This is a genomic window from Mesorhizobium sp. M2A.F.Ca.ET.039.01.1.1 (genome assembly GCF_003998035.1).
Taxonomy (GTDB): Bacteria; Pseudomonadota; Alphaproteobacteria; order Rhizobiales; family Rhizobiaceae; genus Mesorhizobium.
Window position 1 is genome coordinate 1 of record NZ_RZRY01000146.1, and the last position, 11,426, is coordinate 11,426.

Annotated in this window: 12 protein-coding genes and 1 pseudogene; 8 read left to right on the forward strand and 5 right to left on the reverse strand. The window is 62.4% G+C overall.

Features of this window, described 5'->3' with window-relative positions; genetic code table 11:
* Positions 1-3 precede the first annotated feature (3 nt).
* A complete protein-coding gene (locus EOA24_RS13830; protein ID WP_245501792.1) occupies positions 4-2,685 on the forward strand; it encodes a [protein-PII] uridylyltransferase in 2,682 nt (893 codons plus the stop codon).
* A 40-nt stretch (positions 2,686-2,725) separates the two neighbouring features.
* Positions 2,726-4,333 (forward strand): murein biosynthesis integral membrane protein MurJ, encoded by a 1,608-nt coding sequence (gene murJ, locus EOA24_RS13835; protein ID WP_127256085.1) that lies wholly within the window; start codon positions 2,726-2,728, stop codon positions 4,331-4,333.
* Here the strand turns inward: murJ and EOA24_RS13840 are convergent.
* Positions 4,308-4,712 (reverse strand): type II toxin-antitoxin system VapC family toxin, encoded by a 405-nt coding sequence (locus tag EOA24_RS13840; RefSeq protein ID WP_127256087.1) that lies wholly within the window; start codon positions 4,710-4,712, stop codon positions 4,308-4,310. The genes murJ and EOA24_RS13840 overlap by 26 nt on opposite strands.
* Positions 4,712-4,957 (reverse strand): PSK operon transcription factor, encoded by a 246-nt coding sequence (locus EOA24_RS13845; RefSeq protein WP_042645823.1) that lies wholly within the window; start codon positions 4,955-4,957, stop codon positions 4,712-4,714. The genes EOA24_RS13840 and EOA24_RS13845 overlap by 1 nt, the downstream gene beginning before the upstream one ends.
* A 287-nt stretch (positions 4,958-5,244) precedes the next feature.
* On the opposite strand from EOA24_RS13845, the gene trpS reads away from it, so the two are divergent.
* From trpS to EOA24_RS13860, 3 genes are all read left to right on the forward strand, one after another.
* Positions 5,245-6,312, forward strand: a complete 1,068-nt coding sequence (trpS, locus tag EOA24_RS13850; protein WP_127256089.1) for a tryptophan--tRNA ligase — start codon at positions 5,245-5,247, stop codon at positions 6,310-6,312.
* Positions 6,313-6,469: 157 nt separating this feature from the next.
* Positions 6,470-6,961 (forward strand): universal stress protein, encoded by a 492-nt coding sequence (locus EOA24_RS13855; RefSeq protein ID WP_127409858.1) that lies wholly within the window; start codon positions 6,470-6,472, stop codon positions 6,959-6,961.
* Positions 6,962-7,155: 194 nt separating this feature from the next.
* The gene (locus EOA24_RS13860; RefSeq protein ID WP_127256091.1) at positions 7,156-7,725 is read left to right on the forward strand and encodes a NifU family protein; all 570 of its coding nucleotides are present in this window, start codon (positions 7,156-7,158) and stop codon (positions 7,723-7,725) included.
* A 262-nt stretch (positions 7,726-7,987) separates the two neighbouring features.
* Here EOA24_RS13860 and EOA24_RS13865 read toward each other — a convergent pair whose 3' ends face one another.
* A complete protein-coding gene (locus tag EOA24_RS13865; protein ID WP_127256093.1) occupies positions 7,988-8,605 on the reverse strand; it encodes a L,D-transpeptidase in 618 nt (205 codons plus the stop codon).
* 227 nt (positions 8,606-8,832) lie between these two features.
* Here EOA24_RS13865 and cueR point away from each other — a divergent pair, with 227 nt between their 5' ends.
* Positions 8,833-9,222 carry a Cu(I)-responsive transcriptional regulator gene (cueR, locus tag EOA24_RS13870; RefSeq protein ID WP_042645833.1) on the forward strand — a complete coding sequence of 130 codons (390 nt, stop codon included), beginning with the start codon at positions 8,833-8,835 and terminating at the stop codon, positions 9,220-9,222.
* Between the two features lie 16 nt (positions 9,223-9,238).
* Here cueR and EOA24_RS13875 read toward each other — a convergent pair.
* Positions 9,239-9,706 (reverse strand): annotated as a pseudogene (locus EOA24_RS13875) (nucleoside deaminase); the annotation flags it as partial.
* A gap of 167 nt (positions 9,707-9,873) precedes the next feature.
* On the opposite strand from EOA24_RS13875, the gene EOA24_RS13880 reads away from it, so the two are divergent.
* Together EOA24_RS13880 and EOA24_RS13885 are read left to right on the forward strand one after the other, a co-directional pair.
* Positions 9,874-10,071, forward strand: coding sequence for a hypothetical protein (locus EOA24_RS13880; RefSeq protein WP_127256697.1), 198 nt, complete (start codon positions 9,874-9,876; stop codon positions 10,069-10,071).
* A gap of 326 nt (positions 10,072-10,397) precedes the next feature.
* Positions 10,398-10,601 carry a hypothetical protein gene (locus EOA24_RS13885; protein WP_127256699.1) on the forward strand — a complete coding sequence of 68 codons (204 nt, stop codon included), beginning with the start codon at positions 10,398-10,400 and terminating at the stop codon, positions 10,599-10,601.
* Between the two features lie 726 nt (positions 10,602-11,327).
* On the opposite strand, the gene EOA24_RS13890 is transcribed toward EOA24_RS13885, so the two are convergent.
* Positions 11,328-11,426, reverse strand: a 99-nt coding sequence (locus tag EOA24_RS13890) for an IS3 family transposase (protein WP_133374509.1), incomplete at its 5' end; no start/stop codon positions are given.

An 11,426-nucleotide genomic window follows, 5' to 3' on the forward strand; every position in this document is an offset into this window, starting at 1 on the left:
GCCGTGCTCCAATTGCTCAAAGCCAGGCTGGCGGAGGGGCGCAAGATCGCCGAGGCCATGCTCAAGGAGGATGGCGGCGGCAATGCCTGCGCCGAGCGGCTCTCGCATCTGATGGATGAGCTGATCCGGGCGCTCTATGATTTCGCCGCCACCCATGTCTACCGGGTAAAGAACCGTTCGGTGGCCGAGCGCATGGCGGTCGTGGCGGTCGGCGGCTACGGCCGCGGCACGCTGGCGCCGGGCTCCGACATCGACCTCCTGTTCCTGCTGCCCTACAAGCAGACGCCATGGGGCGAGCAGATCGTGGAGTATATGCTCTACATGCTGTGGGACATGGGGCTGAAGGTCGGCCACGCCACCCGCAACATCGAGGAATGCCTGCGGCTGTCGCGCAGCGACATCACCATCCGCACCTCGATCCTCGAGGCGCGTTTCCTGTGGGGCGAACAGAAGCTCTATGAAGAGCTGCTCACCCGCTTCGATCACGAGGTGGTGCGCACGACCGGGCCGGAATATGTGCAGGCCAAGCTTACCGAGCGCGACGAGCGCCACGCCAAGGCCGGCGAAAGCCGCTATCTGGTCGAGCCCAATGTCAAGGACGGCAAGGGCGGGTTGCGCGACCTGCAGACACTGTTCTGGATCGGCAAATATTTCTATCGCGTGCGCACCGGCGAGGAGCTGGTCGAGAAGGGCGTCTTCACCCAAGCCGAATATCGCGAGTTCCAGAAGGCCGAGGATTTCCTCTGGGCGGTGCGCTGCCACATGCATTTCCTCACCGGCAAGGCGGAGGAGCGGCTGCATTTCGACATCCAGCGCGAGATCGCCGAACGTCTGGGCTATACGACGCATCCCGGCCTGTCGGCGGTCGAGCGCTTCATGAAGCACTATTTCCTCGTCGCCAAGGATGTCGGCGACCTCACCCGCATCTTCTGCGCGGCTCTCGAGGAAGAGCAAGCCAAGCATGTGCCTGGCTTCAACCGCATCTTCCTCACCTTCCAGCGGCGCAAGCGCAAGCTTGCCGGCACGTCCGATTTCATCGTCGACAACCACCGCATCAACATCGCCGACGACGGCGTGTTCGAACGCGACCCGGTCAACCTGCTGAGGCTCTTCTGGTTCGCCGACAAGCATGGGCTGGAGTTCCACCCCGACGCGCTGAAGCTGCTCACCCGCTCGCTCGGCCTGGTCAACAAGTCGCTCCGGCGCGACGAGGAGGCCAACCGGCTGTTCCTCGACATATTGACCTCGGACCGCAACGCCGAGCTCAATCTCAGGCGCATGAACGAGGCCGGGCTGCTCGGCAGGCTGATCCCCGACTTCGGCAAGATCGTCGCCATGATGCAGTTCTCGATGTACCACCACTACACGGTGGACGAGCACCTGATCCGCTGCATCGGCGTGCTGGCCGAGATCGAGCGCGGCGATGGCGAGAAGATTCACCCGCTGGCGCATTCGCTGATGCCGGGGCTGAAGAAGAGCCGCGAAGCGCTTTATGTCGCGGTGCTGCTGCACGACATCGCCAAGGGCAGGCCGGAAGACCATTCGGAGGCCGGCGCCCGCATCGCCCGACGCATCTGCCCGCATATGGGGCTGTCGCCGGCCGATACCGAGACCGTCGCCTGGCTGGTCGAAAACCACCTTGTGATGTCGATGACGGCGCAGACGCGCGACCTCAACGACCGCAAGACGATCGAGGATTTCGCTTCGATCGTGCAGTCGGTGGAGCGGCTGAAGCTGCTTTTGATCCTCACCGTCTGCGACATACGCGGCGTCGGGCCGGGCGTGTGGAACGGCTGGAAGGGCCAGTTGCTCCGCACGCTCTATTACGAGACCGAGCTGCTGCTGACCGGCGGCTTCTCGGAAGTGTCGCGGGCGCAACGTACCGCCGCCGCGCGCGAACGGTTGGCCGAGGCGCTCTCGGCCTGGCCGGCCAAGGAGCGCAAGCGCTATGTCGCGCAGCACTATGAGAACTACCTGCTGACGGTCGACCTCAACGACCAGCTGCGCCACGCCGACTTCATCCGTGAGGCGGATGCGGCGGGCAAGAAGCTCGCGACCATGGTCAAGACGCATGAATTCGAGGCGGTGACCGAGATCACCGTGCTGGCGCCGGACCATCCGCGCCTGCTTTCGATCATCGCCGGGGCGTGTGCCGGGGCCGGCGGCAACATCGTCGACGCACAGATCTTCACCACTTCCGACGGGCGGGCGCTGGACACTATCCTGATCTCGAGGGAGTTCGACCTCGATGAGGACGAGCGGCGCCGCGCCGAGCGCGTCGGCCGGCTGATCGAGGACGTGCTGTCCGGCAAGAGCTGGCTGCCGGAGATGATCGAGAAGCGCACCAAGCCGAGGCGTGGCGCCAAGGTTTTCAGGATTCCGCCGCGCGCCGAGATCCGCAACACGCTGTCGAACCGTTTCTCGGTGATCGAGGTCGAGGGGCTGGACAGGCCGGGCCTGCTGTCCGAGATCACCGGCACGCTCTCCGACCTTTCGCTCGACATCGCCTCGGCGCATATCACCACCTTCGGCGAGAAGGTCATCGACACATTCTACGTCACCGACCTGACCGGACAGAAGATCGACAGCCCGACACGCACCGCTACCATCCACAAGCGGCTGATCGATACGCTGGAAGGCAATTCGTCGGAACGCAACGGCAAGGCCAAGGCGGCGGCCGAGTGACCATCCATTTGACGCAATTTCCCTGGCAGTCCTTCCCGGCATGAGCCTCGTCAAGAAATTCGCCACCGTCGCTTCCGGCACGCTGATGAGCCGAGCGCTGGGTTTCGGCCGCGAGATGCTGATGGCGGCGGCGCTCGGCACCGGGCCGGTCGCCGACGCCTTCAACGCCGCCTTCCAGTTCCCCAACACTTTCCGCCGACTGTTCGCCGAAGGCGCCTTCAACGCCGCTTTCGTGCCGCTCTTCGCCAAAGAGATCGAGCAGCATGGCAATGAGGGCGCCAAGCGCTTTTCGGAGGAAGTGTTCGGCGTGCTGTTCTCGGCGCTGCTGGCGCTGACGATCGCCATGGAACTGGCGATGCCGCTGATCGTGCGCTACCTGGTGGCGCCGGGCTTTGCCGATATCCCGGGCAAGTTCGAGACGACCGTCACGCTCGCCACGATCATGTTCCCGTATCTCATCTGCATGTCGCTCGGCGCCATGATGGCCGGCATGCTGAATTCGCTGCGCCGCTATTTCGCGGCGGCGATCGCGCCCGCCTTCCTCAACATCATCCTGATCGCCGTGCTGGGTTACGCCTGGTATCACGGGCTGGATGCGCATGGTGTCGGCTTCGGCTTGTCCTGGGGCGTGCTGGCGGCGGGCATCGTGCAGCTCGCCATCGTCTGGATCGCGGTGCGCCATGCCGGCATCTCGATCGGCTTTCGCCGTCCGAAGATGACGCCCAACGTCAAGCGGCTGCTGATCCTGGCGCTGCCGGCGGCGATCACCGGCGGCATCACCCAGATCAACCAGCTGATCGGCACGGCGATCGCCTCGGCGCAGAATAGCGCGGTCTCGTCGCTCGCCTATGCCGACCGCATCTACCAACTGCCGCTCGGCGTCGTCGGCGTGGCGGTGGCAATCGTGCTGTTGCCGGAACTGTCGCGGGCGCTGAAATCGGGCAATCTGGTCGAGGCTGCCAATCTGCAGAACCGCTCGGTCGAGTTCACCCTGTTCATGACGCTGCCGGCGGCGGCGGCGCTCTGGGTGATGTCGGAACCAATCGTGCGGCTGGTCTATGAGCGCGGGGCGTTTGCCGCCAACCACTCGACGCCGATCGTCGCCTCGATCCTGGCGATCTTCGGCCTAGGCTTGCCCGCCTTCGTGCTGATCAAGGCTTTCACGCCGGGCTATTTCGCGCGCGAGGACACGCGCACGCCGATGATCTTTGCGGCCATTTCGGTCGGCGTGAACGTCGCCACGGCGCTCACCCTATTCCCGTCCATGGGGGCGCCGGGCATAGCGGTGGCCTCGGCCGTCGCGGGCTGGGTCAACGCGCTGATGCTGCTCGCCATGCTGATCCGGCGCGGTCATTGGGGCCGCGACATCCCGCTCTTGAAGCGCATTCCAAGGCTGGTGCTGTCGGCGGTGATCATGGCGACCGCGCTTTACTTCGCCGAGCACTACTTCGCCGCAAGGCTAGGGCCCGGCTCGCCCCTGGTGGTGAAGGCGACGACGCTGTTCGCGCTGATCGGCGGGGGTGCGGCGCTCTATTTCATTGCCGCCTTCGGCACCGGCGGCGCCGAATTCGGCATGATCCGCAGGAACGTGAAGCGGGGCGAGGCAAAATCTGCGCCGCCAGTCACGAAACAGTCTCCAGATCAGTGAGCCTGAATTCGTCGGCGGTGGAAAGCATCGGAACTGCGTAGTAGCGGGCGCAAGCGTAGTGGAAACAATCCGCCATGTTCAGGCGCATGGCGTTGCTGCGAAACCGCGACGCGGCCTCGATAGATAGCGACGCTGCCTCGGGTGCGGGCGGAAGCTCGCGCAACGCAATTGCCCGCTCTTCCAGAAAGCGGCCCACAATCTCCGCACATCTGACGACCGGTATGGCTAGCTTTTCCGGTCGCGCTAGCGCCATCGCCGCCTCCCACACGGCGATGGCGGAAGTGAACGGTGCCGACGCTTCCGTGACCGCTCGCGCGCAGCGCTCGGCTTCGACCTCGTTGCTTAGCATCGCGACGATGGCTGCAGCGTCGACAAACATCAGTCGTCGCCAGACAATTCATCGTAGACCGAACGAGGCAGCGGCTTGCGCGCCTGCTCGCTCAACTCAATTCCAAATTCGGCCCTGAGCCGAGCAGCCGTCTCCAACGGCGTCTCACGATTGCGGCGACGCTCCAAGGCTTCGCGCATGGCGATCACGATGGCCTCGGTGATTCCGACACCCTCGATCCTCGCCAAGGTGCGAGTCAGGCTGTCCGCTTCCTTATTGTTGATATTGATGGTCATCGCTCTCCTACATTTCTCTATGTAGCTAACACAATGTAGCAAACTATGCGAGATACATCAATGGCGGACCCCGGAACGGAAGATACGGGAGCCAGATCAAATCCCAAGATAGGAAGATTGTAGGCGCTAAGCCGGCAGCCTCTTGATCCCGCTGTCCCCTTCGGCCATAAGCGCGCCCGTCGAAAGACTTTCGCCGCGCGCGGTTTCCAGCCGCATGATTGGCTCCAAAAAGTCTGCAACTTTTTGGAATCATGCTTAGACGGCCCTCCACAAGCCATGAGGAACTCATGTCCCCCTTCAAGCCACTCGTCTTTTCGGGCGTCCAGCCGACCGGCAATCTGCATCTCGGCAACTATCTCGGTGCCATCAAGAAATTCGTCGCCCTTCAGGAACAGTCCGACTGCATCTATTGCGTCGTCGACCTGCATTCGCTGACGGCGCAGCTCGTCCATCATGACCTCGGCGACCAGACCCGCTCGATCACCGCTGCGTTCCTGGCCTCCGGCATCGACCCGAAGAAGCACATCGTCTTCAACCAGTCGCGGGTCATGCAACACGCCGAGCTTGCCTGGATCTTCAACTGCGTGGCGCGCATAGGCTGGATGTACCGGATGACGCAGTTCAAGGACAAGGCCGGCAAGGACCGCGAGAATGCCTCTCTCGGCTTGCTCGCCTATCCCAGCCTGATGGCCGCCGACATCCTGCTCTACCGCGCCACCCATGTGCCGGTGGGCGAGGACCAGAAGCAGCATCTGGAGCTCACCCGCGACATCGCGCAGAAGTTCAACAACGACTTCTCCGAGAAGATCGCGGCGCTCGGCGTCGGCGTCGAAATGCAGGTCGGCGAGGAGACCGTGAACGGCTATTTCCCGATCACCGAACCGGTCATCGGCGGTCCGGCGGCGCGCATCATGAGCCTGCGCGACGGTTCCAAGAAGATGTCGAAGTCGGACCCGTCCGACCTGTCGCGCATCAACCTGACCGACGATGCCGACACCATCTCGAAGAAGATCCGCAAGGCCAAGACCGATCCGGAGGCCTTGCCGAGCGAGGTCGACGGGCTCGAAAGCCGGCCCGAAGCGGAAAACCTCGTCGGCATCTATGCCGGCCTGGCCGAGATCTCGAAGGAAGACGTGCTGAAGGAATATGGCGGCCAGCAGTTTTCCGTGTTCAAGCCGGCGCTGGCCGACCTTGCGGTCGAGAAGCTGGCGCCGATCGCTTCGGAGATGCGCCGCATCCAGGGCGACCGCGCCTATGTCGACGCCGTGCTCAAGGACGGCGGCGACCGGGCCCGCGCAATCGCCGAAGGCACGATGAAGACGGTTCGCGACATCATCGGCCTGCTGCAGGACTGACCGACCGGTCTAATAGTTGTTTCGACGCAATTCCGGACGGAAAACCTCTTCACACTTTTCCTGGAATTGCTCCAGGACCATCGCCACGCCGGCCGGCGGCTTGCCGCCGGTTCGCGGCGGTGGCAGATTGCGGCCAATTGATACCGAGCAGATAGACATGGTCTCCAAACGCCTCAGCCGCGAAGCCGGCCATCGCCGCAAATTCCTGGCGATCATCGACGACACGCCCGAATGCGAGCGCGCGGTCGCCTACGCCTCGAAGCGGGCGCAGCACACCAACGGCGTGCTGGTGCTGCTCTATGTCATCGAGCCTGACGACTTCCAGCACTGGCTGGGCGTGGAAAAGATCATGCGCGAGGAAGCAAACGCGACGGCGCGCGGAGCCCTCGACGGCCACGCCAACAAGGTACGCCAGATCGTCGGCATCGAGCCGGAACTGGTGGTGCGCGAGGGCAAGCCAACCGACGAGATCCACAAGCTGATCGAGGACGACCAGGACATCGCCATTCTGGTGCTGGCCGCCGGCGCCGGCAAGGAAGGCCCGGGGCCACTGGTCAGCGCGGTTGCCGGCCGGGGGGCGGCTTTCCCAATTCCTGTCACGGTGGTGCCGCAGAATCTGTCGGATGAGGAGATCGACAGCCTCGCCTGAGATGTGCTGATATTCAGGTGAGGCCGGTCTGCTAACGGCCTGACCTGAATCTCAACACATCTCAAGTGGATGAGGGTCGAAAACATTCCGCCAGCCAGCCGTTCAGGGCGACGCGTTTCGCTTGAATGTCGAGCCGATAGAGCCTATTTAGAATTATTCCAAACTATCGGCCCGGGAAGGGCCTGGAGATACCCATGTTCATCCAGACCGAATCGACGCCGAACCCGGCGACGCTGAAATTCCTGCCGGGCAAGGAAGTGTTACGCGAAGGCACAGCCGATTTCCGCAACGCCGAAGCCGCGGCGGAGGCCTCGCCGCTGGCCGGCCGGCTGTTCGAGATCCCGGGCGTCACCGGCGTTTTCTTCGGCTATGATTTCATCACCGTGACCAAGGACGGCCCGGACTGGCAGCATCTGAAGCCGGCCATCCTCGGCGCCATCATGGAACACTTCATGTCTGGCGCGCCGGTCATGGCCGCGGCCGCTCCGGCGAGCGAAGCCGGCGGGACCGGCGAGTTCTACGACAAGGCCGACGAGGAGCTGGTGCTGACCATCAAGGAACTGCTCGACACGCGCGTGCGTCCCGCGGTTGCCCAGGACGGCGGCGACATCACCTTCCGCGGCTTCGAGAACGGCACCGTGTTCCTGCACATGAAGGGCGCCTGTGCCGGCTGCCCGTCGTCGACCGCGACGCTGAAGCACGGCATCCAGAATCTGCTTCGCCACTTCGTTCCGGAGGTCCAGCAGGTCGAGCAGGTCGCCTGACGCCCATTGATAGTTCTACCCTGCTGGCCATCTGCTTCGGTTTTCTGCGCTTCCGGTGCTCACGTACTTAAACGTACGCTCCGCTCCGGTTCTCGAAAACCAAACCATATGGATTCAGCAGGACGAACTCTCAAAAGGGCGTCGAGCCGCACCACCCAAGAAACAAAAAACCGGGCCCCAACAGCCCGGTTTTCTGTTTTTGGACGTCTTGTTGTTGCCTAGACGGTCCGCCTGCGAAAGCTTTTGGCCTTGGCCTTCGTGATCACATCACGATGACCTTGGCGCCGACCGACGCGCGGTCGTAGAGGTCGATAATGTCCTGGTTCATCAGCCGGATGCAGCCCGACGACATCGCCTTGCCGATCGAGAACCATTCCGGGCTGCCATGCAGGCGGTAACCCATGTCGCCGCCCTTGTTGAAGAGGTACATGGCGCGCGCGCCGAGCGGGTTCTTCAGCCCCGGTTCCATGCCGCCGGCGAACTTGGCGAGCTCGGGCTGGCGCTTGATCATCTGCGAAGGCGGCGTCCAGGTCGGCCATTCGCGCTTCAGCGCGATGTGGGCGGTGCCGTGCCACTCGAACCCCTCGCGGCCGACGCCGATGCCGTAACGCATCGCCATGCCGTCGCCCTCGATGAAGTAGAGGAACTTGTTCTGGGTGTCGACAATGATGGTGCCCGGCTTCTCCGAAGTGTCGTAGCGAACTTCCTGCCGGTGGTACCTGGCGGGCACCTTCTCGATCGGGATGCGCGGCAGCTGATAGCCGGCATCGGTCATCGCGCCATAGTTGTTGGTGAACAACTGCCCGCCGATGGTGCTGCAGCCGCTGACCGCGGTCGACAGCGCAAGGGCGGCGAGGATTGCAAACGACTTCAAGCGCATGAAAAGGTCCGACGCCCTGTCTCTGTATCAGCGGCACGAGTCGGCCGCTTTCTTGCCATCATTCATGCTGGCATTTCTTTTGCTTGCCAAGCGCGCACTGCCTATATGCAAGGCCTTACCTGACGGTAGATGCCGAACTGCGGCATTTCCGCAACAGGCCTCACAGGATTGTGAAACAAAATCAATGAGGCGGCTTCAGGCGCCGCCGGGGACTTGAGGAGAGCGCCATGAATGTCGGAGACGCCGCCGAACGTTCCGGCCTGCCGGCCAAGACCATCCGCTACTATGAGGAGATCGGCCTGATCCGTCCGGCGCGAGCCGATAATGGCTATCGCGACTACTCCGGCGAGGATATCCACCGGCTCGCCTTCCTGCGCCGCGCGCGCAATCTCGGCTTCTCAATCGACGATTGCAGGCAGCTTATGGCGCTCTATCAGGACCGCGACCGCGCCAGCCACGACGTGCGCGAGATCGCCGCCGCCCATGTCAGGGCGATCGAGGAAAAGGTACGCGAATTGCAGTCGATGCGCTCGACGCTGCAAAAGCTGATCCACGCCTGCCATGGCGATGACCGGCCGGACTGCCCGATCCTGGACGACATGGCGGGCGCGGCCTGAGGTCCGAGGTCCGCCAGCGCTTCCAGAAATCGCGGTGCGGGGCGAGTAGCTCCTCCGCGATTTCGGGGAAAGGACCAAAGACTTCGATCTTCTTCTGGCCGGAAGCGAAAACGGTGCGCGAGGCGAGGTTCATCGTCGGATTCTCCTCGTGATCGCCGGTGAGCGCCAGCAGATCGGTTTCCTCGAAGCCGTAGACCAGCCGCCCGATATTCGCCCAATACATGGTGCCGGCGCACATCGCGCAGGGCTCGCCGGTCGTGACCAGCGTGCATTGCCACAGGAACTCCGGCTCATAGGCGGCCGCAGCGCGGCGGGCGAGCTCGGTCTCGGCATGGCGCACCGTATCGAGATTGCCCTGCCGCATCAAAACGCGATCGCCCGGTCCGACCAGCACGGAACCGAAAGGATGATGCCCATGCGACGCCGCCTCGCGCGCGACGGCGTCGGCGGAGCGCAGGTGTGCGAGCATCTGATCACGGGTCATGGGAACACCTCTCATGGCGAGATTGCTGCCAAGGGAACATGATTAGCAAGAACTTCTCTTCGCTTGCGCCGCCATTTCGAGTGAGCGCTTGCAAGGACCCCTATCCATCCGGGCGTTGGGGTTTCGTCACGCTGGCTTTTGTCCATCTTCGCCGCCATCATGGGCCATTGGGCATCCAGGAAGATATCGAACGCGTCGAGCAGCACATCCGCGAGATTGAACAGCGGATAGAGCGCCAGCGCGGGGTGATCACCCAAGCCGAGGAAAGCGTCTTGCCGACGGACGGCCCGCGCAACTTCCTGTGGTTCCTGAAGGAAGCGCGGAGCCTAAGCCGGGATCACCTCGCCAGGCTTCTGGCGGACTAATTTCGGGCGAAGGATTCGCAGTAACGGTGTGGCAGCCTTCATCCCCAAGGGCTGGCCCGCAAACCCGTTAGCCATACAATGCGCGACAGTCCGCAGGTGCGTCTGCTCGGCTTTCCCAACCATAATCGCAAAGGACGCTAGTTGGCCCGAATGCGATAGTCGCGAAGTGCCACTACAAGCTGGAAGCGTTCTCTCGCAGCCATCGAAGAAAGGGCCGCATTGTGCCGACCGCCAACGCCTCTACAAGTGCGGCGCCTGCCGTTCGCCGCCAAGGAACAGTTTCCCGCGTCGCGAGTTTCTAGAGCTAGGCGGACGCGCGTCCCGATTTGAAGGCGGCCATTGTGATGCACCAGAGCGAAGACACCAAAAAGCTTGCTAAGGAAGTCTATGAGCGGGAATGGAAAAGCCTGGTCCGCATCAAGGAAACTCAGGAACTCATAGAGACCAACCGCCGGCTCACAGAGAGGTCCCGCGAACTGTCAGCCATGCTCTTGGCAGGGCTGGCAACCGGATTTGAGATCCAAGAGTAATCGCCCCGCCCACGGCGATTGTATATTTGACAGACCCAGGCGTTTACGTAACAGAGTTACAACGTCGCGAATAGGCCGGCCTGCCCTTCCATAAGGCGGGCCATTCGCGTTATAACTTAGTCCTTGCTTGGGGGGACAACTATGTTTTCTAGGGATGTGCAGTTCAGTCTAATGCTTACGGTTGCGGTGGGTGTCGCAGCAATCATATGCGTTCTCTTATATCAGAAATACAAGTACAGGCCGCTACTCGTCATTCGCTTGTTTGTTCTGATTCTTGTGGCAACGCTTTCGTTGGAATTGCAGATGGTCATCCATTTTAGCAAGCCAATGGCTGCCGCAACCCAGCCCCACACCAGCGGATGAATGCGGCACTCGCGTTTTCGTCTGTGAAAAGCGGGTAGGACAACCCATGAGAGTCGTCGCGCCCATCCAAATCGACTAATATTTGATTCGGTCTACTCCAGACCGGCCACAGGACCCGCCCTGAACCCGGCGGGGCGCGATCCTGCGTTCCGGTCAACCGGGGATTATCCCGGTGGAGGACAAACACATGAGCCTATCATGTGCGTGGCCTAAGGCGGTGTACGTCACCTTCTACGTACGTATCCGCAACGGACGTCTGGAATTCGTCCGAGAGCATTGCAGGAGCTATCCGTCCCGCTAAGGCGGAAACACTCCCAAGGAACTGGCCCCGCTTTGTGAACTGACCCCATAAAGTTGGACGGTTCATTGAGCTGGTGGATTTAAGGGCTGTGTCCTGTATTGCACAGGGCTCAGCCCTTTCAGTTTCAGTTTGATGCGGCGGTGGTTGTAATAGTCGATGTA